Raw genomic sequence first — 26,667 nt, 5'->3', positions numbered from 1 at the left:
GTGGCAGGAGTCGCGCGCCGACGCCTCGACGCCGAGCTGGTCCGCCGGAAACTCGCCCGCTCACGGGAGCACGCGAGCCAGCTGATCGCCGCAGGGCGGGTGAAGGTGGGCGGCGCCGTCGCGACCAAGGCCGCCACGCAGGTCGAGACCAGCGCCGCCGTCGTGGTGCTCAAGGACGACAACGACCCCGACTACGTCTCGCGGGGCGGGCACAAGCTGGCCGGCGCCCTGGAGGCGTTCGTACCGCTCGGGCTGAAGGTGGAGGGGCGGCGGGCGCTGGACGCGGGGGCGTCGACCGGCGGCTTCACCGATGTGCTGCTGCGGGCCGGGGCCGGGCATGTCGTCGCGGTGGACGTCGGTTACGGGCAGCTCGCCTGGTCTTTGCAGTCGGATGAACGCGTGACCGTCAAGGACCGTACCAACGTGCGGGAAATGACACCCGACACGATCGACGGGGAGCCGGTGGACCTCATCGTCGGCGATCTGTCCTTCATCCCTTTGGGGCTGGTGCTGCCGGCGCTGGTGCGGTGCGCGTCGCCCGATGCCGACCTCGTGATGATGGTCAAGCCGCAGTTCGAGGTGGGCAAGGACCGGCTGGGCAGCGGCGGGGTCGTGCGCAGTCCTGAACTGCGGGCGGAAACGGTACGGGCAGTGGCGCGGCAGGCGTGGGAGCTCGGTCTCGGCGTACGGGGCGTCACCGCCAGTCCGCTGCCCGGGCCTTCGGGAAATGTCGAATACTTTCTCTGGCTCCGGGCGGGGGCTCCTGAACTCGACCCGGCGGATGTTGACCGTGCAGTGGCGGAGGGGCCGAGTTGACAACGACGACAGCGACGACGACAACCACAGCGACGGCGACGACAGCGACGGCGGTTGCGTCTGCATCGACGCGCACCGTGTTTCTGCTCGCGCACACCGGGCGCCCAGCGGCGATCCGCAGTGCGGAACTGGTCGTACAGGGGCTGCTGCGCAGCGGCCTCGGCGTGCGCGTGCTGGCAGCCGAGGCTGCCGACCTGCCGCTGCCGCCATCAGTCGAGACGGTGGCGGAGGCCTCGCCCGACGTACTCGACGGCTGTGAACTGCTCGTTGTCCTGGGCGGGGACGGAACGCTGCTGCGCGGCGCCGAGTTCGCGCGTGCGTCCGGGGTGCCGATGCTCGGCGTCAACCTGGGCCGTGTCGGCTTCCTCGCGGAGGCCGAGCGCGACGACCTCGACAAGGTGGTCGACCGGGTCGTCACGCGTGCGTACGAGGTCGAGGAACGCATGACCCTCGACGTCCTCGTGCACAACAACGGCGACGTCGTGCACGAGGACTGGGCGCTCAACGAGGCCGCCGTGCAGAAGGTCTCGCCCGAGCGGATGCTCGAAGTCGTCCTGGAGATCGACGGCCGTCCGGTGACCGGTTTCGGCTGCGACGGCATCGTCTGCGCCACCCCCACGGGGTCCACGGCGTACGCCTTTTCTGCGGGCGGGCCCGTGGTCTGGCCCGAGGTCGAGGCGCTGCTGATGGTGCCGATCAGTGCGCACGCGCTGTTCGCCAAGCCGCTGGTGACGTCGCCGTCCTCGGTGCTGGCCGTCGAGGTGCAGCCGCACACGCCGCACGGCGTGCTGTGGTGCGACGGGCGCAGGACCGTCGAACTGCCCGCAGGGGCGCGCGTGGAGGTGCGGCGGGGGGCCGTGCCCGTACGACTGGCACGGCTGCACCACGCGTCCTTCACCGACCGGCTGGTCGCCAAGTTCGCCCTGCCCGTTTCGGGCTGGCGCGGGGCGCCGCACTGACGCAGCACGGCTCGCCCCTCGGGTCCGTTACGCCGTCGCGCTGACCGTGGCTGTCGCGCGGCGGCGCATCGCGGACTGCACGGGCAGGCCCGTGGCGAGCACGGTCAGCAGCAGCGTGCCGCCCGCGACGCCTGCCGCCACCGTCCACGGGATGTACGGCAACGGTGAGCCGAAGGCTGTCGCGAGGATCGGTGCGAGCGTGGCCAGCGAGATGACGCCGCCCAGCACCAGCGCCGTGAGCGCCACGATGCCTGCCTCCCAGGCGGCCATCGCCCGTATCTGCCGGGGGAGCGCGCCGATCACGCGGAGCAGGGCGACGTCCCGGCGGCGTTCGAAGGAGATCATGGCGAGGGTGTTCGCCGCGGCGATGGCCGCGAAGCCCGCGTACAGACCCGTGCCGGCGTAGTCCAGCCAGACCTCGCCCGCGCTGCCCGCGGAGCCGGTGCGGTGCTGGGCCGTCGTACGCATCCCGATCTTGGTCAGGCCGAAGCCCACGACCAGGACGAGCGGCACGACCGCGGCGGAGAAGCGGCGCGGCTGCGAGCGGACGTTGAGCATGGCCAGACGTGCGCTGCTGCCCAGCCGCTGGGCGGGTGCGGAGACGAGCCAGGCCGCGGGGCCCACGATCCGCGGGCCGAGAAGTCCGGCGCCCACGCAGAAGAGAATCAGCACGAGAAACGCGCCCTCGCTCGCCTCCGCCGCAGGCTGCCCGGACAGCACTATGGACAGGGCGACACCGCCCCCGACGGAGATCAGACCGAGCGGGGCCCGCACCACACCGAGGCCGCGACGGCCCGCCGACGCCTCCTCGAGCGCCTTGGCCGGGCGCAGCAGCGAGAAGCGCAGGGAAGCCAGCAGGGCGGCGGCTGTTGAGGTCACCACGGCCACGGCGAAGCTGACCGGCAGCGCGATCCAGCTGAACTGGTACGTCACCTCGGGCGGGATCAGGCCGTGGTCCCGCATCCCGTCGAACCACGGCCGGGCCAGCGCCCCGCCGAGCGCGAAACCGGCCAGCGCGGCCGGTACGGAGGCTGCCAGCGCCTGGGTGGCCACGGCCCGTCGGACTTGGCGGGGGCGGGCGCCGATCGCCCGTACCAGGGCGAGCTCGCGGTGCTGCTGGACCACTGCCGTGCCCATCGTCGACACGACCACGAATATCGACATGTAGATCGAACCGATCAGCAGGACCGTGGCCATGTCGGCGACATGCACGGACACGCCGTCCGTGCTCGTGACCGTCAGCATGGTTGTCGACGCGCTCACCACGGTCGCCGCGAAAAGCGCCGCAACCGCGGTGCCGACGAAGGCGGGGCGGTGGCCACGCAGGGCTGATCTTGCCAATCCCGAACTCATGGAATCAGAGTGCGGCCTGAGGGAGGAGCCCCGCCATGGGGTGATCACCCGTCTTGAGGGTGGGGTTTTCCGTACCGTCCTAGGAGTGGTGGTGTGGGGTCCGTCGCACAGCGGGGCCCGGACCTCGTAAGGTCGTGTCCGTGTTGGAGGAGATGCGGATACGGTCGCTGGGCGTCATTGACGATGCTGTCGTCGAGCTGTCACCCGGGTTCACCGCGGTGACCGGCGAGACGGGCGCGGGCAAGACCATGGTCGTCACCAGCCTCGGGCTGCTGCTCGGCGGACGCGCCGACCCTGCCCTGGTGCGGATCGGGGCCAAAGCGGCGGTCGTCGAGGGGCGGATCACCCTGCCCGCCGACGCGCCCGCCGCCGTACGGGCCGCGGAAGCCGGCGCCGAACTCGACGACGGGGCGTTGCTGGTCAGCCGGACCGTCTCGGCCGAGGGGCGTTCGCGTGCCCATGTCGGCGGGCGTTCGGTTCCGGTGGGGCTGCTTGCCGAGCTGGCCGACGACCTCGTCGCCGTACACGGCCAGACCGACCAGCAAGGTCTGCTGCGCCCGGCCCGCCAGCGGCAGGCTCTCGACCGGTACGCGGGCGACGCCGTCGCCGTACCCCATGCGAAGTACGCGGCCGCGTACCGGCGGCTCAGGACTGTCGCGGTCGAGCTGGACGAGCTGACCACGCGGGCGCGTGAGCGGGCGCAGGAGGCGGATCTGCTGCGCTTCGGGCTCGAAGAGATCGCGGGCGTCGAACCGCTGGCCGGCGAGGACGTCGAACTCGCCGCCGAGGCGGAGCGCCTCGGGCACGCCGAGGCACTGGCATCCGCCGCGTCCGTGGCTCATGCCGCGCTCGCCGGGAACCCCGAGGACCCCGAGAGCGTCGACGCCACCACACTGGTCGCCGGGGCGCACAGGGCGCTGGACGCCGTACGCGCCCATGACCCCGCGCTTGCCGTGCTTGCTGAGCGAATCGGTGAGATCGGGATCCTGTTGGGCGACGTGGCGGGGGAGCTCGCCGGGTACGCCGACAATCTCGACGCCGATCCGCTGCGGCTGTCCGCGGTGGAGGAACGGCGCGCGGCCCTCAACCAGCTCACCCGGAAGTACGGCGAGGACATCAGCGCCGTACTTGCGTGGGCGCAGGAGAGTGCGGCGCGGCTCACCGAGCTGGAGGGCGACGACGACCGGATCGGTGAGCTGACGGCCGAGCGGGACGCATTGCGGGGCGAACTCGCGGGGCTCGCCCAGGCCTTGACCGATGCCCGTACGGATGCGGCTCAGCGGTTCGCCGACGCCGTCACCGCTGAACTGGCCTCCCTTGCCATGCCGCATGCGCGCGTCTCGATCGATATCCGGCAGGTCGAGGACCGGGAGAACGGGATCGAGGTGGGCGGGCGGCTTGTGGCATACGGGTCGTCCGGTGCGGACGAGGTCGAGCTGCTGCTCGCTCCCCACCCCGGTGCACAGCCTCGGCCGATTGCCAAGGGCGCCTCGGGCGGTGAGCTCTCGCGGGTGATGCTCGCCGTGGAGGTCGTCTTCGCCGGGTCCGATCCGGTGCCTACGTATCTCTTCGACGAGGTCGACGCGGGCGTCGGCGGCAAGGCGGCGGTCGAGGTCGGGCGGCGGCTGGCGAAGCTTGCCAAGTCGGCGCAGGTGGTTGTGGTGACGCACTTGCCGCAGGTCGCGGCGTTTGCTGATCGGCAGCTGCTGGTGGAAAAGACCAACGACGGGTCGGTGACGAGGAGTGGCGTCACGGTGCTGGAAGGCGAGGCCCGGGTCCGGGAGCTGTCGCGGATGCTGGCGGGCCAGGAGGACTCGGAGACGGCGCGGGCGCACGCGGAAGAACTGCTGGCGGCTGCGCGCGCGGACGCGTAACGCGGTTGGCGGGGGGTGGGGTTTGGCTTGCGCCGGGTGGGCCCCGTGCGGGGTCGGGCCGCTCCGGGGGCGCCATTCGGGACTGCATGATTTAGCTGCGGTGCGGGGGCTGCGTGTGCGAGGCCAGTAACTGGCGCACAAATCACGCTTTACGTCCCGAACAGCGCCCCCTGCGCGTCCCGCCCCCTCGCCGCCGTTCCCACCCCGTTCACCCGGTCCGCAACCGGCGCCGGTCGATGATTTGCGACGTACGGGAGGGGGACGGGGCCGTAGGGAGTGGTGTTCGGGACGTAAAACGTGATTTGTGCGCGGGACGCCGGGAGGCTTTCGGTGACCCGGGATCGCAGCTAAATCATGCAGTCCCGAATGCCGCTCCCGTAGGCCCCGGCCCCCGGCACCACCACCGGCCCCGCAGCGTCCCGCCCCCGGCACCACGACAGGGCCCCGCACCGCCCCGGCCCCCGGCACCAACACCGGCCCCGCACCTCGGCACCAATCGTGGCCCCACAACCTCCTGGGTTCACCCATGTGGGTGGTCCCTGTGTGGTCGTTGTGGGGGTCGGCTGCCGGTTCGGTCGTTCTGCGGTGCCGGAACGCGCGTGCGGGCTGGCATTCTTGGGCCTGCACCGCGTGCGTACCCCGCACCGACGTCGACTCAGGAGCTCCGTGAGCAGCACCCCGGTCCCGCCGTACGGTCAGTCGCCGCTGAGCGTGGTCCAAGTGCTGGGCGGCGGCAGCGCGGGCAGCAGTACGCACGTCAGGTCCCTGGCCGCCGGGCTCGTCGCGCGGGGGCTGCGGGTGACCGTGTGCGCCCCTGCGGGGCTGGAGCCGGGTTACGACTTCGGCGGTGCCGGCGCGCAGTTCGTGTCCGTACCCAGGAGGAGCGATCCCGCCGCAGTAGGCGCGCTGCGGTCCGCCTGTGCCGGGGCCGACCTGGTGCACGCGCACGGGCTCCACGCCGCCGTACGGAGCACGTTGGCACTGCGAGGGTGGGGGATTCCGCTGGTGGTCACCTGGCACACCCGGGCGCATGCCGACGGCCCGCGCGGTCATGTCGTACGACTGTTGGAACGAAGGGCGGCCAAGGCGGCCGCGGTTGTGCTCGGTACGTCGTCCGATCTGGTCGACCGGGCCCGTCGGCGGGGTGCGCGTGACGCGCGGCTCGCGCCGGTCAGTGTGCCCGCGCCGCTGCCGGCCGCGCGCGTCAAGGAAGGCAAGGCGCGGGCCGAACTGGGTGCGGTGGAACGGCCGTTGATCATTGCGGTCGGCAGCCTGGTCCGGGGCAGGGGGTACGGAACGCTGCTGGACGCCACCCGTGCGTGGCGCGACCTCGACCCCGTGCCGCTGCTGATCGTTGCGGGTGAGGGGCGCGAGCGGGCGGCCCTTCAGCGTCGTATCGAGGACGAGTCGCTGCCCGTCAAGCTCATCGGCCGTCGTGACGACATCGCCGATCTGTTTGCGGTCGCCGACGTCGCGGTGCTCGCCAGCAAGTGGGAGGGGCGGTCCGTCGTCGCGCAGGAGGCTCTGCGCGCGGGGGTTCCGCTGGTCGCCACCGCGGTCGGCGGGGTGCCAGAGCTGGTGGGCGACGCGGCCGAACTCGTGCCGTACGGGGACACCGACGCGCTCGCGGGAGCCGTCGTCCGGCTGCTGACCGACCCGGCGCGACGGCAGTTGCTGGCTGACGCGGGCAGGGCGCAGGCCGCCCATTGGCCCACGGAGGACGACACCGTCGCGCAGGTGCTGAGTGTGTACGACGAGTTGACCGGTTAGGGCGGTTGGGTCGGGTCAGGACGTGTGGCGGCGGGCCCGCAGCGCGAGGCTCAGGGCCAGGACCGTCTGGGGGTCGTCCAGGTCCGTGCCGAGGAGTTCGGAGATGCGCGCCAGGCGGTTGTAGAGCGTCTGGCGGTTCAGGTGGAGCTCGCGGGCTGTCTCCGCCTTGCGGCCGGCGTGCGCGAGATACGTCTGCAGGGTGGGCAGCAGGGGCGGGCGGGACGTGCGGTCGTGGTCGCGGAGGGGGCCGATCGCCCGGTCCACGAAGGCCGCCAGGTCCGGATGGTCCCGCAGGCGCCACAGGAGAAGGTCGATGTCGAGGCGCCGGGCGTCGTACCAGGGGCGGTCGGAGAGCCCCTGGGCCGCCGTGGCGGTTTCCGCCGCGTGCCGCAGGCCCGCCGATGCTGCCGCCCAGCTGCCCGCGACGCCGACCACCACGACCGGCGGATGGCCGCCCGCGCGCTCCAGGCCGGCCCGCTCCACACCGGCGCGCAGGGCCGCGGCCACCCGGTCGGCGACCGCCGTACGTTCCGATTCGGAGCGCAGGCCGAGCAGCAGAGGTACGCGGCCCTCCACGGGGCGTACGCCCAGCAGGACCGGCACGCCGACCGAGGACAGCTCCTCCAGGACGGCCCGCGCCAGCACCGCCCAGTTGCCCGCAGGAGCCAGCTCGGCCGCGAGCCGCATCACGACGGGGAGCAGCGGGCCCTCGCCCGGCTTGAAGCCGAGCACCCTGGCCTGCGCGGGCGCGTCCTCGGCAGCGATACGGCCCTCCGCCAGGTCGGTGAGGAAGTCGCCGCGTCCACGCGCGGCCAGCTCCTCCTCCTGGCGTGCCTGCATCAGGACCACCGCGAGGATTCCGGCCGCCCGCTCGGCCGCGATCCGGTGGACGGGAAGGAGAGGCGCCGAGACGGCGAGCAGGGCGATCCTGGCCCGTACCGCGCCCGCGCCGTGGCCGCCGCCCGGTACGTCCACCAGCACGCCGTTCGCGGGCGGGCCCGCCTCGCGTGCCTCCCGCTGCCCGCGCAGGCCTTCCCACACCTGGAGCGGGTCGGCGCAGGCCTCGCCCGACTCGGGCGCGGCCGCGTAGAGGAGCTGCCCGTCCGCCGTTTCGAGGAAGACGGGGTTGGCGGTGAAGTCGGCGAGGATGCCGAGGACCTGGGGAATCCCGCCCCCGTCGAGCAGCGCCTCCGTGCAGCGGCGGTGCACCTCTTCGGCCCGCCGCAAAAGCGTGTAGTGGCCGTTGACGATCTCGGTGTGGACCTCTTCGGTGACCGATACGAACGGCACCTCGCGGTGCAGCTGCACGAGCGGCAGGCCGGCCGCCCGCGCGGTCTCCACGATGGTCGAGGGCAGCCGGCTGAAGCGCGGCCCCAGCTCCACCACCAGGGCCGCGATCCCGCGCTCGGCGAGGCGGCGTACGAAGGCGCGCTGCTCGGCGGGGCGCGTACCGAGGCCGAGGCCGGTGGTGAGGAGCAGCTCGCCGCCCTTGAGCAGCGACGCGATGTTCGGCACCTCGCCGGCGTGCACCCAGCGGACCGTGCGGTTCAGACGGTCGGCGCCTGCGACCACCTCGGGGAGCCCGCCGCGCAGCCCCGGCAGCTCCAGAGCGCGCTGCACGGTGATTCCGCCCTGAGTGTCCATCCCGAGGACGCTACCTGCGGCCAAGTTCCAGGAACATCACCCTGCGGTTACGGGACAGATATCGCGGCCCTGTGCCCCGACAACTCGTCGCCTCGACAAGGGTTTTGAGTGACCCCGTGTCTGTTGTGGTGTACGTCACCCGGACAAAGACTGTCGCCCCCGTACACGAAGGTTCGTAAGAGAGGGCGCGGCATGTCTGACAAACCCGCACGTGAAGTCCAGCGGCTCAAGGCAAATTCCGTGGGACTGGTCGGTGTGGTCTTCATGGCGGTGGCCACCGCGGCGCCGATCACCGCCATGACCGGAAATCTCCCTATCGCCGTGGGCTTCGGCAACGGCACGGGCGCCCCGGCGGGCTACCTCTTCGCGACCGTCGTCCTGACCGTCTTCTCGGTCGGATACGTCGCCATGGCGAAGCGCATCACCGCCGCGGGCGCCTTCTACGGCTACATCTCGCACGGCCTCGGCCGCATCGCGGGCATGGCGTCCGGCATGCTCGCCGTCCTCGCGTACATCGTCTTCGAGGCCTCGATCGTCGGGATCTTCGCCTACTTCGGCCGGACGACCGTCGCCGACCAGCTCGGCGTCGACCTCCCCTGGATCGTGTACGCCGCCGGAATGCTCGCTGTGACCGGCGTTCTCGCGTACTTCGACATCAACATCACCGCGAAGGCCCTCGGCATCATGCTCGTCGCCGAGATCGCGGTGCTCTTCGCCGTCGCCACCGCCGTACTGCTCGCGGGCGGCGGCCCCGACGGCATCCCCGTCGAGCCGATCAATCCGGTCAACGCCTTCACCGGCAGCTCGGCCGGGCTCGGCCTCTTCTTCGCCTTCTGGTCGTGGGTCGGCTTCGAATCGACCGCGATGTACGGCGAGGAGTCCCGCGACCCGAAGCGCGTCATCCCACGCGCGACGCTGATCGCGGTGGTGGGTGTGGGGCTCTTCTACATCTACGTCTCCTGGATGACGATCGCCGGCAACGGGCTGGACGGTGCGGTCAAGGTCTCCTCGTCCGCCTCTCCGCTCGACCTCTTCTTCGACCCGACGCGGCAGTTCATCGGGGGCTGGGCCGTCGACGCCTTCCAGTGGCTGCTGCTCACCGGCTCGTTCGCCTGCGGCATGGCCTTCCACCAGTGCGCGTCGCGCTACCTCTACGCCATCGGACGCGAGGGTTTCCTGCCCCCCGCCCTCGGCCGCACGCACCGCTCGCACGGCTCGCCGTACATCGCGTCGTACGTCCAGTCCGGCATCGCCACCCTGCTCGTCGGGGCGTTCTGGCTGGGCGGCGAGGACCCGTACATCCACCTGTACACGCTGCTCGCGATCCTCGGCACGATGGCGATCCTCATCGTCCAGACGCTGTGCTCGTTCGCGGTGATCGGCTACTTCCGCAGGAACCACCCCGAGGACCGGCACTGGTTCAGGACGTTCACCGCGCCCCTGCTCGGTGGCATCGGCATGATCGCCGTCGTCGTACTGCTCGTGCTCAACATGGAGACCGCGGCCGGCCTCGCCGCCGACTCCCTCTTCTTCAAGCTGATCCCGTGGATCGTCGGAGCGGTCTTCTTCGGCGGTCTCGGCCTCGGTTTCTACCTCAAGGCCAAGCAGCCGGAGCGCTACGAGATCATCGGCCGGATCGTCCTCGACGACGCGGCCGAGCGCACCGACGCAGACCCCCAGCCCGCCGCCACAGTCTGAGGAGCGTCCCCATGTCCCGTACGAACACGATGCACGCACTGCGCCGGCTCGCCGCAGAGCACGCCGCCGCCCGCAGGCTGCGGATGCCCGCCGCAGAGGTCCGCGGGTCCACCCGTCGGGAACTGCTGGGCCGTGCCGCGGCCCTCGGCCTCGGCACCGCCCTTGCCGGCACCGCAGCCGCACCCGCCCAGGCCGTCGTACGAGCGGCCGCGCCCAGAATCGCCGTGGTCGGCGCGGGCATAGCGGGACTCACCGCCGCCCTCACCCTCAAGGACGCGGGCCTGAACTGCACGCTCTACGAGGCGAGTCCGGACCGTGTCGGCGGCCGGATGTGGACCCAGCGTGACCACTGGGCGTACGGCCAGACCTCCGAGATCGGCGGGGAGCTGATCGACACCAGTCACAAGAAGATGCTGGAGCTGTGCCGCCGCTTCGGTCTGCCGGTCGAGGACTTCCTCGGCGGAGGACCGAACGGCGCCGAGGAGGTGCTCTGGTTCAACGGTGCGTACTACCCGCGCGAACAGGCCGACGAGGACTTCAAGGCCGTCTTCCAGGCGCTCCACCGCGACCTCCAGGAAGCCGGCGAGGTGAAGTGGAACCGGACGACCCCGACCGGCACCGCCCTCGACAACATGTCGATCTACGAGTGGATCGACTCGCGCGTCCCGGGCGGGCACGCCTCACCGCTGGGCCGCTTCATGGACGTCGCGTACAACGTCGAGTACGGCGCGGACACCACCGAACAGTCCGCCCTCGCCCTGGTCCTGCTGATGGGCTACCAGCCCAACCCGGGCCACTTCAACGTCTGGGGCCTGTCCAACGAGCGCTACCACATCACCGGCGGCAACGATCAGCTCCCGCGCGCCATCGCGCAATCCCTGCCCGCAGGCACGCTCCAGATGGGCAAACAGCTTACGGCGGTAAGGGCCAATGCCAATGGCACCCAGACCCTTACCTTCACCGACGCGGGCACCACGACCACCGTCACTGCCGACCACACCGTCCTGTGCGTCCCGCTGCCCGTCCTCCAGCGCTTCGATCTGTCCTCCGCCGGCTTCGACCCGCTCATGACGAACCTGGTGCGTGATGCCCGTATGGGCCACTGCACCAAGCTCAATATGCAGTTCACCTCGCGGTCGTGGCGTGGCGAAGGCGCCTGGCCGGGCGTTTCGGCGGGTGACTGCTTCACCGACAGCGACGTCCAGCAGACCTGGGACACCGCCCGGTCCAGTGTGACGCGGGCGGAATCCTCATCCAGCTCGGCGCAAGTTTTCGGCCCGCGCCCCAACCCCTGGTTACAAGAGTCGCGGTGACGACGACTTCCAGGGCTTCGTGACTCCTCCCCTTCGCGCATGCGAGGGGCTTCTCACTCAGGTGCATGGACCCTCGTGACGGCCAAGCCCTGACCGCTGCCCGTAGGCAGGGCACCAAAGGTAGTACGGAGAAGCGTGACGGCGGGGCCGAATGCGTAACTTGCCGCCGTAACGGGACCAAGGGGCCTCCGTACGCAGCTTGGCTGGGGCGGCGCCACCGAGGGGGAGCGCGCCGCGCGGGAGGTGATCACCGCCCTCGGTTAGGGCTCCTGTGCGGGTTCGATGTTGTGGTTCAGCCGGAAGACGTTGTCGGGGTCGTACTGGGCCTTGACCGCGGCGAGGCGCCGGTAGTTGCCGGCGCCGAAGCCGGCGACGACCCGTTCCCCGCCCTCCCGGCCGATGAAGTTGAGGTAGACGGCGCCCGTGGACCACGGCTGGACGTCCGCGCGGAAATCACGGACCCACTTCTTCCCGCGCTCGTCGTCCGACGCGTTCTCCCAGAGCCCGAACGGATGGACGGCCCACGGCGCCCCGCGCCAGGGCACCGGATAGTCCGTACCGCTCCGCGCCACCGCGCCACCCAACGGGAACAGCACATGCTGGCTGTTCGAAGGGACGATCATGTCGGCCGCGCGGTTGCAGAACAGGTCCACGGCCTCGTCCGGGAACGCGTCGAGGTACTCGGCGGACCAGTAGTTCCGCAGCCCGGGCGGGTCGTCGAGCATGCACTGGAAGTCGGCGTAGGGCAGCTCGGTGATCACCTCCGCCACGTGCGCGATGTCGAGCAGCGGCTTGGCCACTGCGCGCGCTTGTGCCTCGGTGCCCGCGTACGTCACCAGCGCTCCGCACAGGAGCTGACCGACCAGGTGTTCCGGTACGTACTCCTCGGGCGGTGCGGTCAGATAGAGGGCCCCGCCTCCGGCGTCATCCGGTGCGGATTCCATGAGGTCCCGGTACGTACGGATCACGTCGGTGCCGGCTTCCGGCGGATACAGCAGCAGAACGATGGCGAAGGACGGCAGCGGGTACAGCCTCAGCGTCATCGCCGTGGCCACCCCGAAGTTGCCGCCACCGCCGTGCAGGGCCCAGAACAGCTCGGGGTTCTCGTCCCCGCTCGCGTGCACGAAATCGCCGTTGGCCGTCACCAGGTCGACGGAGACCAGACTGTCGCAGGCCAGCCCGCACCGGCGCTCCAGCCAGCCCGAGCCACCGCCCAGCGTGAAGCCGCCGACGCCCGTGGTGGATGCCCGGCCGCCGGTGGTCGCCAGGCCGTACGGCTGTGTGGCCCGGTCCATGTCACTGATCGTGGCGCCGCCGCCGAGATACACCGTGCGGACCTCGCGATCCACTTCCGCCGTGTTCATCCGGCGCAGGTCCACGACCAGGCCGCCGTCGTTGAGCGCCATGCCCGCGACGCTGTGGCCGCCGCCGCGGACCGCGATCGGGAGCTCGTGGTCACGGCCGAAGCGGATCGCCAGGGCCACATCCTCTTCCGACGCGCACTGGGCGATCACCGCCGGGCGCCGGTCGATCATGGCGTTGAACACCGTCCGGGCCTCGTCGTAGCCCGGGTCGTCCGGGACGAGGACATCGCCGGTCAGGTCCTCCCGGAAGCCGGCCAGAGCCGTGTCCTTCAAGCTGTGGGGAGCCATGATGCCCCCCTTCCAAGGGGCGACAGGACATTTTCAGCGTAGCCCGGGGAGGGGGCCGACGACGCGTCGAACGGTCCCGCCCCGGGCGGCTCGCCGGGCCCCGCGACCCAGAGCCCTAGCCTCCGTACGCGCCGCTCGCCGTCAGCCGCAGTGCCGTGTCGATCAGGGGCACGTGGCTGAACGCCTGCGGGAAGTTGCCGACCTGGCGCTGGAGCCTGGAGTCCCACTCCTCGGCGAGCAGTCCCAGGTCGTTCCGCAGTCCCAGCAGCTTCTCGAAGAGCTTGCGGGCCTCGTCGACCCGCCCGATCATGGCCAGGTCGTCGGCGAGCCAGAAGGAACACGCCAGGAACGCGCCCTCGTCGCCCTCCAGACCGTCCACGCCCGCGTCCTCACCGACGGTCGGGTAGCGCAGTACGAAGCCGTCCTCCGTGGACAGTTCGCGCTGGATCGCCTCAATGGTGCCGATGACCCGCTTGTCGTCGGGCGGCAGGAAGCCCATCTGCGGAATGAGCAGCAGGGAGGCGTCCAGCTCCGTCGACCCGTAGGACTGGGTGAAGGTGTTGCGCTCCTTGTCGTAGCCCTTCTCGCACACGTCGCGGTGGATCTCGTCGCGCAGTTCGCGCCACTCCTCCAGCGGCCCGTCCGCGTCGCCCATCTCGATCAGCTTGATCGTGCGGTCGACCGCGACCCAGGCCATCACCTTGGAGTGCACGAAGTGGCGGCGCGGGCCGCGCACTTCCCAGATGCCCTCGTCGGGCTGGTCCCAGTGGGTCTTCAGGTAGTGGATCAGCTTCAGCTGGAGGAGGGCCGCGTAGTCGTTGCGGGCCAGGCCCGTCATGTGCGCCAGATGCAGGGCCTCCGTGACCTCGCCGTACACATCCAGCTGGAGCTGGTGCGCGGCGCCGTTGCCGACCCGGACGGGGCTGGAGTTCTCGTAGCCGGGCAGCCAGTCCAGTTCGGCCTCGCCGAGCTCCCGTTCGCCCGCGATCCCGTACATGATCTGCAGGTTCTCGGGGTCGCCGGCGACCGCGCGCAGCAGCCACTCGCGCCAAGCACGGGCTTCTTCGCGGTAGCCGGTGCGCAGCAGCGAGGAGAGGGTGATCGCGGCGTCGCGCAGCCAGGTGTAGCGGTAGTCCCAGTTCCGTACGCCGCCGATGTCCTCGGGCAGCGACGTGGTCGGCGCGGCGACGATGCCGCCCGTCGGGGCGTACGTCAGCGCCTTGAGCGTGATCAGCGAGCGGACGACGGCCTCGCGGTAGGGGCCGTGGTACGTGCACTGCTCGACCCACTCGCGCCAGAAGTGGGCGGTCGCCTCCAGCGAGGCGGTGGGGTCGGCCGCCGGCGGGGGCTCCTTGTGCGAGGGCTGCCAGCTGATCGTGAATGTGACCCGGTCACCGGGTGCGACGGTGAAGTCGGAGTACGTCGTGAGGTCCTTGCCGTGGGTCTCGGCCTCCGTGTCCAGCCACACCGAGTCCGGCCCCGCGACGGCGACCGTGCGCGAGTCGACCTTGTGGACCCAGGGCGTCACACGCCCGTAGCTGAAGCGCATCCGCAGCGAGGACCGCATCCGCACCCGGCCGCTGAGACCCTCGACAATCCGGATCAGCTGCGGAGCGCCGTCACGCGGCGGCATGAAATCGGTCACTCTGACCGTGCCGTACCGGGTGTCCCACTCCGATTCGAGGATCAGGGAGTCCCCGCGATAGCTGCGGCGGGCAGCCGCAGGCGGCCCCGCGTCGGCCGCGTGTACGGGCCCGATGCGCCAGAAGCCGTGTTCCTCGGTGCCGAGAAGCCCGGCGAACACGGCGTGGGAGTCGAAGCGGGGAAGGCACAGCCAGTCGACCGTGCCGTCCCTGCAGACCAGTGCCGCTGTCTGCATGTCTCCGATGAGTGCGTAGTCCTCGATGCGCCCGGCCACGTGCAATCTCCAGTCGAACGGCCACATCCACCCCGGACGGGGCGGCTGCGGTCAGGGGATCTTCGACGAGCTCTTGGTCCCGGGAGCGGGCTGGGATGGTGCCTTCGCCGGCCGGCTCGCAGCGATGTGTCTGAGCAGGATACGACGCAACGTCGATGGATTGCGCGACGGTCTTGGCAACGCGGGTCGGCCGAACGAGTGGACGAAGGGTGACTCGCAGGTGAAAGGGGGCGCGGCACGTGGCGCGTGGCCGGAAGCGGCCTCGCCCTGTCGCTGATACCCTGGTACCCCGTGGACCGGTGGGCGGCTGTGGCATCAGTTCGGCCCCCGAACCGCAGCGACGGCACCTCCCGAATCCGGGCAGGACGCCGGTACGCACCTCACCTCGCGACCACGGGAGCCCCCTCTTGGCGATGCCGCCCAAATCCATGACGACCAAGCACATCTTCGTCACCGGGGGTGTCGCCTCCTCCCTCGGTAAGGGCCTGACGGCCTCCAGTCTGGGTGCGCTGCTCAAGGCGCGGGGCCTGCGGGTCACGATGCAGAAGCTGGACCCGTACCTGAACGTCGACCCGGGGACGATGAACCCGTTCCAGCACGGCGAGGTGTTCGTCACCAACGACGGCGCCGAGACCGACCTGGACATCGGCCACTACGAGCGCTTCCTCGACGTCGACCTCGACGGCTCGGCCAACGTCACCACCGGCCAGGTGTACTCCACAGTGATCGCCAAAGAGCGGCGCGGCGAGTACCTCGGTGACACGGTGCAGGTCATCCCGCACATCACCAACGAGATCAAGCACCGTATCCGCCGCATGGCGACCGACGACGTCGATGTCGTCATCACCGAGGTCGGCGGCACGGTCGGCGACATCGAGTCGCTGCCGTTCCTGGAGACGGTCCGCCAGGTCCGCCACGAGGTCGGCCGCGACAACGTCTTCGTGGTGCACATCTCGCTGCTGCCCTACATCGGCCCGTCCGGCGAGCTCAAGACCAAGCCGACCCAGCACTCGGTCGCGGCCCTGCGCAACATCGGTATCCAGCCGGACGCGATCGTGCTGCGCGCCGACCGTGAGGTGCCGACCTCGATCAAGCGCAAGATCTCGCTGATGTGCGACGTCGACGAGGCCGCAGTGGTCGCCGCGATCGACGCCAAGTCGATCTACGACATCCCCAAGGTGCTGCACACCGAGGGCCTGGACGCCTACGTCGTGCGCAAGCTCGACCTGCCGTTCCGCGACGTGAACTGGACCCAGTGGGAGGACCTGCTGGACCGCGTCCACAACCCCGACCACGAGGTCACCGTCGCGCTCGTCGGCAAGTACATCGACCTGCCCGACGCCTACCTTTCGGTGACCGAGGCGATGCGGGCCGGCGGCTTCGCGAACAAGGCCCGGGTCAAGGTCAAGTGGGTCGCCTCCGACGACTGCAAGACCCAGGCCGGTGCCAAGAACCAGCTCGCCGACTGCGACGCGATCCTGATCCCCGGCGGGTTCGGTGACCGCGGCGTGTCCGGCAAGGTCGGCGCGATCCAGTACGCCCGCGAGAACAAGGTCCCGCTGCTGGGCCTGTGCCTGGGCCTGCAGTGCATCGTGATCGAGGCCGCCAGGAACCTGGCCGACATCCCGGACGCCAACTCCACCGAGTTCGACGCCGCGACCGCCCACCCGGTGATCTCCACCATGGAGGAGCAGCTTGCGTACGTCGAGGGCGCGGGCGACCTGGGCGGCACCATGCGCCTCGGCCTCTACCCGGCGAAGCTCGCCGAGGGCTCGATCGTCCGTGAGGTCTACGGCGACCAGCCCTACGTCGACGAGCGCCACCGCCACCGCTACGAGGTGAACAACGCCTATCGCGCGGAGCTGGAGAAGAAGGCCGGCCTGGTCTTCTCCGGCACATCCCCGGACAACAAGCTCGTCGAGTACGTCGAGTACCCGCGCGAGGTCCACCCCTACCTGGTCGCCACCCAGGCGCACCCGGAGCTCCGCTCCCGCCCGACCCGCCCCCACCCGCTCTTCGCGGGCCTGGTCAAGGCGGCCGTCGAGCGTCAGCAGGGTGTGGGCAGGACCAGCAAGTAGGAGCAGGAGATACGGTTGCCGGGGTACGGCCCTTTGGGGGTCCGTACCCCGGTTTCTGCTTTTTGGGAGGACGTTTTCATGGCCATCAAGGACACCCCCGAGGAGTGGCAGGTCACCTCGACCGCGACCCCCTTCACGGGCAACAAGACGAGTGTCCGCACGGACGACGTGGTCATGCCCGACGGCAGTGTGGTGAGCCGCGACTACCAGGTCCACCCCGGCTCGGTGGCCGTACTCGCCCTCGACGAGAACGACCGCGTCCTGGTCATCCGTCAGTACCGGCACCCCGTGCGCCACAAGCTCTGGGAGATCCCGGCCGGCCTGCTCGACGTACCGGGCGAGAACCCGCTGGCCGCCGCGCAGCGCGAACTCTACGAAGAGGCGCACGTCAAGGCCGAGGACTGGCGGGTGCTGGCCGACGTCTACCCGACGCCCGGCGGCTGTGACGAGGCTGTACGGATCTTCTTCGCCCGCGATCTCTCCGCGGTGGAGGGCGAGCGCTTCGTCGTCGAGGAGGAAGAGGCCGACATGGAGCACGCCCGGGTGCCGCTCGCGGAACTCGTACGGGGCGTGCTGGCGGGCGAGTTGCACAACACCTGCCTGGTCGTGGGCGCCCTCGCGCTCTCCGCCGCACTCGCGGGCGACGGGGTCGACGCGCTGCGTCCGGCCGATGACCCGTGGCCGGCCCGGCCCTTCGACGCGTAGCCGTCACACCCGGAACGGTCGTCTGAAAATCCCTTGATCCGATCGGGGGATGCGCCCGCCCTGCTCTGCCCGGTTCGTAGCAGAGCGTGAACTACGCTCGAAGCCCCCGACCGCAGTCGCGGCGGGCTTGTGCGCAGGCGGACGGGAGCGTGGCCCGTGACGGATCAGGCGGTGGACACCAGCGGCACGGCTGCGGGTTCCGCGGCAGGGTGGGCGACGGGTGAATTCTTCGGCAGAGAACGCGAGTTGAAGGCGCTGCGGGCCGACATCGAACGGGCGGGACTCGACACCCTCGCCGGCCGCAAGGCGCCGAGGGCCCGCGTGCTGCTGATCGCGGGCCGCCCCGGCTCGGGGCGCACCGCCCTCGCCGGGGAACTCGCCGCCGGCCTCGCCGGTGACTACCCCGACGGGATCCTGCACGCCCGGCTCACCGACCCGGGCGGCGAACGCGTCCCCACTGACCGCACCGCCCGCGAGCTGCTCGACAACCTGGGCATCGCGTCCCCGCCGGGAGCCGGTGAGGACGAGCTGTCCGCAATGGTCCGCGACGCACTCGCCGTACGCCGCCACCTGCTGGTCCTCGACGACGCCGTCGACGCCGAGCAGGTCGACCCGCTGCTGCCCGACAACCCGGACTGCCTGGTCGTCGCCACGGCCCAGGGCCCGCTCACCGGCATCCCCGACGTCCGGCCCTGCACGATCGGCGGCCTGGACACCGCCTCCGCCGTCGCGCTGCTCGGTCGCTCCACGGGCGAGGTCAGGATCACGGTCGACCCCACGGCGGCCCACGCGCTCGCCGAGGAGTGCGGGGGACAGCCCGCCGCGCTGACACTGGTCGGCGGGTGGCTGGCGGCCAGGCCCAATGCATCGGTCGCCGATGTGACCAAGCGGCTGCACGACATGCCGGCCGGACCGGAGCAGCCCACCGGCGCCAGGCCGCTGGCCCGCGTCTTCCGGTTCGTGTACGAATCCCTCTCGCAGCCCACCGCGCGCATGCTGCGCCTGCTGTCCCTGGCGCCCGCCGGTCTCGTGGACGCGCACACCGCGTCCGCCCTGGCCGGCTGCTCGGTCTCCGGGGCCAAGTCGGCACTGGACGACTTCGCCGCGTTCGGCCTGCTGAGGAGGAAGAGCGGGCGGCAGTACGAGGTGCCCGGCTGTCTCGCGCCCATGATGAAGGCGCTCATGGAGAACCGGGACCGGCCCACCGAGGTCCAGCTGGCCCGGGCCAGGATGCTGGAGCGGACTGTACGCCAGCTCCAGTCCTGCCGGGCGATCACCGAGCCCGACGGCTCCCCGGCCCGCAAGAAACTGGCGGGACTGCCGCGCGCGCTGCGCTTCTCCAATGCCCCGGAGGGCGCCGAATGGCTGCGGATCCGGCAGCCCGCGCTGCTCGCCTCCGCCCGTATCGCGGTCGAGGACGGTGATCTGGACACGCTGGCCCGGCGCCTGGTGGCCGCGCTGGTACGGGCACTGGCCGCGCACCGGGGCGCCGAGGCCGCCGCTCCCGATCTGTACGGGCTGCACCGGCTCGTACTGGGCGTGGCCGAGCGGCACGGTCTGCACCGGGAGCAGGCCGCCGCGCTGCTGAATCTTGCCGATCTGGACGCCCGGACCGGACGTATGCAGGAGGCGCTGACCCGATACCGGGCCGCGCTGGACGCCGGCCGGGCGGCCGCCGACGCGTATGCGACCGGTCGTGCGATGGAATCCGTAGGCGGGACCTACCAGGAAATGGGGGACTGGCAGCGCGCCTCCGACTGGTACGGACGGGCCCTGGAACAGCGGCTCGCGCGCGGTGAACGCGAGGACGCAGCGCGGCTGTACGGGCGGCTCGGGAGCGTGCACACCTATGCGGGCCGGTACGGCGAGGGCCTTCGCCACTGGCGGGCCGCCGCGGCCGGACACCGCAGGCTCGGTGATCTGGCGGGCCACGCAAGGGCGTTGAGCGAAGTGGCCCGTGTGCAGGAGTACGCGGGACGGCCGCACGAATCGCTGCGCACCTGCCAGGAAGCCGTGGAATGCGCGCGCCAGGCTGAGGACGTACGGCTGCAGGGGGCACTGGAGTTGCGGCTCGCGGACACGCTCGACCGGCTGGGCGACCCGGCGGCGGCCGAGGTGCACAGGAGCGCTGCGGAAACACTCTTGGGAGAGGAGGGTTCCGCCTACGAAATCCGCAGTACTTCGCCGAGAGATTGATGCTTTGTAAGGCTAGACAGCGGGAAATCCTTCATTAGACTGGCTCTGCCGCGCCATGCTGCGGTGTTGCCCGGGTGTGCCGTGCGTACCTGGGTATGTATGGCAATGACCCATTTATTCCCCCTGAGCCAAGGACCGTGATCGACGTGAAGGTCGGCATCCCCCGCGAGGTCAAGAACAACGAGTTCCGGGTGGCCATCACCCCCGCAGGCGTGCACGAGCTCGTGCGCCACGGCCACCAGGTCTTCGTCGAGCAGAACGCCGGCGTCGGATCTTCGATCACGGACGGTGAGTACGTCGCCGCCGGAGCGCAGATCCTTTCCACGGCCGACGAGGTCTGGGCCACCGCTGACCTGCTGCTGAAGGTCAAGGAGCCCATTGCCGAGGAGTACCACCGCCTCCGCAAGGACCAGACACTTTTCACTTACCTGCACCTCGCCGCGTCCCGCGAGTGCACGGACGCCCTCCTGGAGTCCGGCACCACGGCCATCGCGTACGAGACGGTGGAGACCGCCAACCGCGCGCTGCCGCTGCTCGCCCCGATGTCCGAGGTCGCGGGCCGCCTGGCCCCGCAGGTCGGCGCGTACCACCTGATGCGCTCGGTCGGCGGCCGCGGTGTGCTGCCGGGCGGCGTCCCGGGCACGGCGGCCGGCGAGGCCGTCGTCATCGGCGGCGGCGTCTCCGGCTGGAACGCCACGCAGATCGCCGTCGGCATGGGCTTCCACGTGACCCTGCTCGACCGTGACATCAACAAGCTGCGCGAGGCCGACAAGGTCTTCGGCACCAAGGTGAAGACGATCGTCTCCAACGCCTTCGAGCTGGAGAAGGCCGTCGTCGAGGCCGACCTCGTCATCGGCGCGGTTCTGATCCCCGGCGCCAAGGCGCCGAAGCTGGTCACGAACGAGCTCGTCGCCAAGATGAAGCCCGGAAGTGTCCTTGTCGACATTGCAATCGATCAGGGCGGCTGCTTCGAGGACTCGCACCCGACGACGCACGCCGAGCCGACGTTCAACGTCCACAACTCGGTCTTCTACTGCGTCGCGAACATGCCGGGCGCCGTCCCGAACACCTCGACGTACGCGCTGACGAACGCCACGCTGCCGTACATCGTGGAGCTCGCGAACCGCGGCTGGGTCGAGGCGCTGCGCCGCGACGCGTCGCTCGCCAAGGGCCTCAACACCCATGACGGCCAGGTCGTTTACCGTGAGGTCGCCGAGGCCCACGGTCTGGCGCACCTCGAACTGAGCTCGCTTCTCGGCTGACCCGTCAACCGACGTCGTCAACCTCACGCAACTGGCCGGACCTTGTCGAGCAAGGTCCGGCCGGATGTGTGTCCGGCCCCTTCCGGGGCCTCGCTCAACTCGCCGTGAACGTAACACTTTAACCGTTTCGCGTACCTGCGAAACGCGCGGTGTCTGCCCCTCATTTGCGTCCGCGCACCCTTGACATCGGGGTGTTCCATTGCCGACACATCGGGCCGGGTCCGGCGGATTGTGTTGCTGCGGACCGGTGACACGCCATAGAGTCGCCAACCGTCGGCATGGTGCCACGCTGACCTATCGATAAGTTTCCTGGTCACGTCCAAGGAGGTAAGACGACTTGTGAATGAGTCGACATTTACTCCCGGGGGTGGTCAACCAGGAATGCCTGCGCGGGGCCGGGGCCCATCGGGGCTCGAAGCTGTCGGCTCCGTCGCTGTCCGCACCTTCGCCACCCATCAGCACATGACGACAGCCCACCAGAGCATGGACGGCCTACACGTGAACGCCATGGCCGGCGACAAGAGTGGGGACAAGTCCACCACCCGCTTCGCCGACTTCGACGAGGTGCCCGAGGGGCACTTCTACGATCCCGATGCCGAATACGAGCCCGACCCCGAGTACGCGGCCACCCTCGCCCCCGACGCTGCCCGCCAGCGCCGCGAGCGGATCGGCCCGACCGGACGGCCGCTGCCGTACTTCCCGATCCCGGGCCCGCTGACCGACCACGGCCCCGCGAAGATCATCGCCATGTGCAACCAGAAGGGCGGCGTCGGCAAGACGACGTCGACCATCAACCTGGGTGCGGCTCTCGCGGAGTACGGGCGACGGGTCCTTCTCGTCGACTTCGACCCGCAGGGAGCCCTGTCGGTCGGTCTCGGCGTGAACCCGATGGAGCTCGACCTCACGGTCTACAACCTGCTCATGGAGCGGGGCATGTCGGCCGACGAGGTGCTCCTCAAGACCGCGGTCCCCAACATGGACCTGCTGCCGAGCAATATCGACTTGTCGGCGGCCGAGGTCCAGCTGGTCAGCGAGGTCGCCCGCGAGTCGACACTTCAGCGGGCGCTCAAGCCTCTGCTGGCCGACTACGACTACATCGTGATCGACTGTCAGCCTTCGCTCGGTCTGCTGACCGTGAACGCCCTGACGGCGGCTCACAAGGTCATCGTGCCGCTTGAGTGCGAGTTCTTCGCGCTGCGCGGCGTGGCGCTGCTGACCGAGACGATCGAGAAGGTCCAGGAGCGGCTCAACCCCGACCTGGAACTCGACGGCATCCTCGCCACGATGTACGACTCCCGTACGGTGCACAGCCGTGAGGTCCTCGCGCGGGTCGTCGAGGCCTTCGACGAGCACGTCTACCACACGGTGATCGGACGTACCGTCCGCTTCCCGGAGACCACGGTCGCCGGTGAGCCGATCACGACGTACGCCTCCAACTCGGTCGGCGCAGCCGCCTATCGTCAGCTCGCCAGGGAGGTGCTCGCCCGGTGTCACGCCGAGTGAGTCTGCCGGGGGCCGACGAGCTGTTCCGCACGACCGGGGGGATGGCGCTGCAGTCGTCCTCTCCGCGACGGCCGCCCGTCAATGGCGACGCGCGCGTGCCGGGGCCGGCGGGGGAGAGTGACCCCGCGGGTGCGGGGCAGTCGGACGGTGCGTCGGCTTCTGCTGGTGCGAGTTCGGATGCTGCGTCCGGGTCCGGTTCCGGTTCCGCTTCCGGTGAGGGGGCGGAGCATGCCGCCGCCGACGCGGAAGCCGGGGGGCATCGCAGCCGGTCCGCCGACGGCGACCAGGCGGCCGCCGCCAAGGCCCGTGGCCAGCAGGAGGGCCAGCCCTCCCAGCAGCGTTCCGCCGGACAGCCGGCCGGTGCTCAGCCGCGACGGCGCGGCAGCCGTGGGGCGAACCGCAGGCCCAGCGGCCGCGAACGCCACGACGAGAAGATCACGGTCTACGTCTCGGCCGAGGAACTGATGGACCTCGAACACGCGCGGCTCGTGCTGCGCGGTGAGCACGGGCTCGCCGTCGACCGCGGACGGATCGTCCGCGAAGCGGTCGCCGTCGTCCTCGCGGACCTGGAGTCGCGCGGCGACGCGAGCATTCTCGTACGGCGCCTGCGCGGGCGCTGACCGGCTCGGCGGTAGCCTGCGCGCTGCCCCTGCCCGTCTTTCCCGCACACTGGACCGCGATGCCGCCCACTGACGATCCCGCCCGCCCTGCCGGCGCCCCACGCCGACGCCTGGGGCGCGGGCCGGGCACGGCACGTCGCGCTACGGCGTCGCCGCAGGTGCCGGACGAGGCGGTCCCGGCGGCCCCGGACGTTCCTGCGGCCGCACCGGTCGAGGCGGTGGCCGCACCCGTCGAGGCGGTGGCCGTCGGGCTGGGCGAGCTTTCCCCCACCCCGCCCCTTCCCGAAACCGGGAGCGAACCCCCGGACCCCCCTGACACCGGCTCCTCCGGAGCGGCGCCTGTACCGGATCCGGCCCCCCGGTTCGCCGGGTCCTTCGGAGCGGCGGTCGTGGGCCCTCCGGATGCGACTTCGGCCCCGCCAGTCGGTGACGGGCGGTTCACCGTTCGGCTGGTGAACTTCGAAGGGCCCTTCGATCTGCTGCTTCAGCTCATCTCGAAGCACAAGCTCGACGTCACCGAGGTCGCCCTGTCCAAGGTCACCGACGAGTTCATGGCGCACATCCGCGCCATGGGGCCCGACTGGGATCTTGATCAGACCACCGAGTTCCTCGTCGTGGCCGCCACCCTCCTCGACCTCAAGGCCGCCCGGCTGCTGCCCGCCGCCGAGGTCGAGGACGAGGGGGATCTCGCGCTGCTGGAGGCCCGGGACCTGCTGTTCGCGCGGCTGCTCCAGTACCGCGCGTACAAGCAGATCGCCGACATCTTCAGCAGGCGGCTCGACGCCGAAGCGCGGCGGTATCCGCGTACCGTGGGGCTCGAACCGCACCACGCGGCCCTGCTCCCCGAGGTCGTCATCAGCATCGGCCCGGACGGCTTCGCCAAGCTCGCCGTGAAGGCGATGCAGCCCAGGGCCGAGCCGCAGGTGTACGTGGACCACATCCATGCGCCTCTCGTGTCCGTACGGGAGCAGGCCGAGGTGGTCGTGGCGCGGCTGCGGGAGATGGGCGAGGCGAGTTTCCAGGTGCTCACCGAGGACGCCGCCGACACCCTGACCGTTGTCGCCCGGTTCCTGGCGCTGCTTGAGCTCTATCGCGAGAAGGCCGTCAGCCTGGACCAGGAGCAGGCCCTGGGCGAGCTCATGGTGCGGTGGACCGGCGGCGAGGCGGCGGGCCCCCCGTCGAGTCTCGTCACGGACGAGTTCGATCAACCGGTGGAGGAGACAGCGTGAGCGAGCCCGTGAGCGAGCCCCTTGCGGTCGCGGATCTCGGCCTCAGGCCCGCCCTGGAGGCGGTCCTCATGGTCGTCGACGAGCCCGCCACCGAAGAACACCTCGCCAAGGTGCTGGAGCGGCCCCGCAGGGCCGTCGCCGATGCCCTGCGCGAGCTGGCCGACGAGTACGCCGTACAGGGGCGGGGGTTCGAGCTGCGGCTGGTGGCCGGGGGGTGGCGGTTCTATTCGCGGGCGGAGTATGCCGCGGCCGTCGAGAGCTTCGTACTGGACGGGCAGCAGGCCCGCCTCACCCAGGCCGCCCTGGAGACGCTCGCCGTCGTCGCGTACCGCCAGCCGGTGAGCCGATCGCGGGTCTCGGCCGTGCGCGGCGTGAACTGCGACGGCGTGATGCGGACCCTCCTCCAGCGCGGTCTGGTCGGGGAGGCGGGCACGGAACCCGAAACAGGTGCGATCCTGTACAGGACGACGAACTACTTTCTGGAGCGGATGGGCCTGCGTGGCCTGGACGAGCTCCCTGAGCTCGCGCCATTCCTCCCAGAGGCGGACGCGATCGAGGCTGAGACGCAAGAGGGTGTGCCGTCGTTCGATCCGGACGCCCCGGACACCGACGCAGACGACGACAAGACGGAATTTTGATGCGAAGCAGCAGCGGCAGGAACAGCGGCAGGAACAGCGGAAGCGGCAACGACCGGAACCAGCGGGGCACGGGCAAGGGGCGCGACGACAAGCAGAAGCGCTCCGAGCGTCCGGACCGTCCCCGTCCGGAGGAGCGCCGTTACGACGTCGGCCGTGACGCCCCCGGCGCCCGCGACGGCAGTGGCGCGGGCGCGGGACGCGGCGGCAGCGGCGCCGGTCGTGGTGGCAGCGGCGCCGGTCGCGGCGGCGCCGGTGCAGGTCGTAGTGGCAGCGGCGCCGGTGCAGGTCGTGGTGGCAGTGGTGCAGGGCGCGGCGGCAGCGGTGCCACAGGTGCCTCGGGCGCCGGCAGCCGTGGTGCGTCCGCGCGCGGTGGCGCCAAGGGCGGCCCCAAGGCCCCGCAGGGCGGTTTCAGGACCCCTGGTCTGCGCCGTGGCCCGCAGAGCGCCCCTTCCCGGCCGCGCGAGCTCGATGCCAAGCTTGAGGAGCGCGTACGCGAGCGGCACAGCAAGCCGCAGGTGAAGACGCCCAAGACGTTCCCCGGCGCCGAGCAGGAGGGGGAGCGCCTGCAGAAGGTCCTCGCCCGTGCCGGCATGGGCTCGCGGCGTGCCTGCGAGGAGCTCATCGAGCAGGCCCGCGTCGAGGTCAACGGCGAGATCGTGACCGAGCAGGGCCGCCGCGTCGACGTGCACAAGGACGAGGTCAAGGTCGACGGCCTGACGGTCGCCACCCAGTCGCACCTCTTCTTCGCGCTCAACAAGCCGGCCGGCGTCGTCGCCACGATGGGCGACCCGGACGGCCGCCAGAACCTCAACGACTACGTCAACAACCGTGAGACGCGTCTCTTCCACGTGGGCCGGCTGGACACCGAGACCGAGGGCATCATCCTGCTCACCAACCACGGCGAGCTGGCTCACCGTCTCACCCACCCCAAGTACGGCGTGAAGAAGACCTACCTCGCCGCCATCCAGGGACCGCTCCCGCGCGACCTGGGCAAGCGGCTCAAGGACGGCATCGCGCTGGAGGACGGGTACGCCCGCGCCGACCACTTCCGGGTCGTCGAGAACACCGGCAAGAACTACCTGGTCGAGGTGACCCTCCACGAGGGCCGCAAGCACATCGTCCGCCGCATGCTGGCCGAGGCCGGCTTCCCGGTCGAGCGGCTCGTGCGGACGTCCTTCGGGCCGATCCCGCTGGGTGACCAGAAGTCCGGCTGGCTGCGCCGCCTCACCAACACCGAGGTCGGCATGCTGATGAAGGAAGTCGGCCTGTAGGGCGTGTCCTAGCCGTCGCCCCTCTGCAAGGCCCCCGGCCGGTTCCTGTACGTACAGGAACCGGCCGGGGGCTTTTTCGCTTGTGGTGCGGGCGCTTTTGCATTTATAGTCATAGTGACCATTAAGGGGGCGGTGGGCGCCTCCCTACGACCGGTGGACCTGGACCCA

General features: G+C 70.7%; 19 protein-coding genes. 15 read left to right on the top strand and 4 right to left on the bottom strand.

Annotation, left to right across the window (positions count from 1 at the left end):
- Both PXH83_RS03905 and PXH83_RS03900 read left to right on the top strand, forming a co-directional pair.
- Complete coding sequence (locus PXH83_RS03905) at positions 1–816, top strand: TlyA family RNA methyltransferase (RefSeq protein ID WP_274556668.1); 816 nt, start codon at positions 1–3, stop codon at positions 814–816.
- Complete coding sequence (locus PXH83_RS03900; RefSeq protein WP_274556664.1) at positions 813–1,775, top strand: NAD kinase; 963 nt, start codon at positions 813–815, stop codon at positions 1,773–1,775. The genes PXH83_RS03905 and PXH83_RS03900 overlap by 4 nt, the downstream gene beginning before the upstream one ends.
- Positions 1,776–1,802: 27 nt before the next feature.
- On the opposite strand, the gene PXH83_RS03895 is transcribed toward PXH83_RS03900, so the two are convergent.
- Entirely contained in the window at positions 1,803–3,128 is a 1,326-nt protein-coding gene (locus PXH83_RS03895; protein ID WP_274556661.1) for an ABC transporter permease, read from the bottom strand.
- A gap of 152 nt (positions 3,129–3,280) precedes the next feature.
- Here PXH83_RS03895 and recN point away from each other — a divergent pair, with 152 nt between their 5' ends.
- Together recN and PXH83_RS03885 are read left to right on the top strand one after the other, a co-directional pair.
- Positions 3,281–5,002 carry a DNA repair protein RecN gene (recN, locus tag PXH83_RS03890; protein WP_274562656.1) on the top strand — a complete coding sequence of 574 codons (1,722 nt, stop codon included), beginning with the start codon at positions 3,281–3,283 and terminating at the stop codon, positions 5,000–5,002.
- A gap of 666 nt (positions 5,003–5,668) precedes the next feature.
- Positions 5,669–6,772 (top strand): glycosyltransferase family 4 protein, encoded by a 1,104-nt coding sequence (locus PXH83_RS03885; RefSeq protein WP_274556659.1) that lies wholly within the window; start codon positions 5,669–5,671, stop codon positions 6,770–6,772.
- A gap of 15 nt (positions 6,773–6,787) precedes the next feature.
- On the opposite strand, the gene PXH83_RS03880 is transcribed toward PXH83_RS03885, so the two are convergent.
- The gene (locus PXH83_RS03880) at positions 6,788–8,416 is read right to left on the bottom strand and encodes a PucR family transcriptional regulator (RefSeq protein WP_274556657.1); all 1,629 of its coding nucleotides are present in this window, start codon (positions 8,414–8,416) and stop codon (positions 6,788–6,790) included.
- Positions 8,417–8,608: 192 nt separating this feature from the next.
- Between PXH83_RS03880 and PXH83_RS03875 the strand changes: the two genes are divergently transcribed.
- Together PXH83_RS03875 and PXH83_RS03870 are read left to right on the top strand one after the other, a co-directional pair.
- Positions 8,609–10,114, top strand: coding sequence for an APC family permease (locus PXH83_RS03875; protein ID WP_274556654.1), 1,506 nt, complete (start codon positions 8,609–8,611; stop codon positions 10,112–10,114).
- A gap of 11 nt (positions 10,115–10,125) precedes the next feature.
- A complete protein-coding gene (locus PXH83_RS03870; protein ID WP_274556652.1) occupies positions 10,126–11,427 on the top strand; it encodes a flavin monoamine oxidase family protein in 1,302 nt (433 codons plus the stop codon).
- Positions 11,428–11,687: 260 nt separating this feature from the next.
- Here PXH83_RS03870 and PXH83_RS03865 read toward each other — a convergent pair whose 3' ends face one another.
- Both PXH83_RS03865 and PXH83_RS03860 read right to left on the bottom strand, forming a co-directional pair.
- Positions 11,688–13,079: an FAD-binding oxidoreductase gene (locus PXH83_RS03865; RefSeq protein ID WP_274556650.1), complete on the bottom strand. Its 1,392-nt coding sequence runs from the start codon at positions 13,077–13,079 to the stop codon at positions 11,688–11,690.
- A gap of 115 nt (positions 13,080–13,194) precedes the next feature.
- Positions 13,195–14,997, bottom strand: coding sequence for a glycoside hydrolase family 15 protein (locus tag PXH83_RS03860; protein WP_274556647.1), 1,803 nt, complete (start codon positions 14,995–14,997; stop codon positions 13,195–13,197).
- Between the two features lie 413 nt (positions 14,998–15,410).
- Between PXH83_RS03860 and PXH83_RS03855 the strand changes: the two genes are divergently transcribed.
- The 9 genes from PXH83_RS03855 (at position 15,411) to PXH83_RS03815 (ending at position 26,499) form a co-directional block, all read left to right on the top strand.
- Complete coding sequence (locus PXH83_RS03855; RefSeq protein ID WP_274556645.1) at positions 15,411–17,075, top strand: CTP synthase; 1,665 nt, start codon at positions 15,411–15,413, stop codon at positions 17,073–17,075.
- 78 nt (positions 17,076–17,153) lie between these two features.
- Positions 17,154–17,780, top strand: coding sequence for an NUDIX domain-containing protein (locus PXH83_RS03850; protein WP_214922490.1), 627 nt, complete (start codon positions 17,154–17,156; stop codon positions 17,778–17,780).
- A gap of 156 nt (positions 17,781–17,936) precedes the next feature.
- Positions 17,937–19,976: a tetratricopeptide repeat protein gene (locus PXH83_RS03845; protein ID WP_274556640.1), complete on the top strand. Its 2,040-nt coding sequence runs from the start codon at positions 17,937–17,939 to the stop codon at positions 19,974–19,976.
- Between the two features lie 146 nt (positions 19,977–20,122).
- Entirely contained in the window at positions 20,123–21,238 is a 1,116-nt protein-coding gene (ald, locus tag PXH83_RS03840; protein ID WP_274562655.1) for an alanine dehydrogenase, read from the top strand.
- Positions 21,239–21,619: 381 nt separating this feature from the next.
- Positions 21,620–22,741: a ParA family protein gene (locus PXH83_RS03835; protein WP_274556638.1), complete on the top strand. Its 1,122-nt coding sequence runs from the start codon at positions 21,620–21,622 to the stop codon at positions 22,739–22,741.
- Complete coding sequence (locus PXH83_RS03830; protein ID WP_420803208.1) at positions 22,738–23,361, top strand: hypothetical protein; 624 nt, start codon at positions 22,738–22,740, stop codon at positions 23,359–23,361. The genes PXH83_RS03835 and PXH83_RS03830 overlap by 4 nt, the downstream gene beginning before the upstream one ends.
- Before the next feature lie 59 nt (positions 23,362–23,420).
- Complete coding sequence (locus tag PXH83_RS03825) at positions 23,421–24,590, top strand: segregation and condensation protein A (protein WP_274556634.1); 1,170 nt, start codon at positions 23,421–23,423, stop codon at positions 24,588–24,590.
- Positions 24,587–25,228, top strand: coding sequence for an SMC-Scp complex subunit ScpB (gene scpB / locus PXH83_RS03820; RefSeq protein ID WP_274556632.1), 642 nt, complete (start codon positions 24,587–24,589; stop codon positions 25,226–25,228). Before PXH83_RS03825 ends, scpB begins: the two co-directional genes overlap by 4 nt.
- A complete protein-coding gene (locus PXH83_RS03815; RefSeq protein ID WP_274556631.1) occupies positions 25,228–26,499 on the top strand; it encodes a pseudouridine synthase in 1,272 nt (423 codons plus the stop codon). The genes scpB and PXH83_RS03815 overlap by 1 nt, the downstream gene beginning before the upstream one ends.
- The last annotated feature ends 168 nt before the right edge of the window (positions 26,500–26,667 follow it).

Origin of the sequence: Streptomyces spiramyceticus (assembly GCF_028807635.1) — a bacterium.
GTDB lineage: Bacteria > Actinomycetota > Actinomycetes > Streptomycetales > Streptomycetaceae > Streptomyces > Streptomyces spiramyceticus.
The sequence above is the reverse complement of the archived record's forward strand: the minus strand, read 5'-3'. Positions and strand labels throughout refer to the sequence as shown.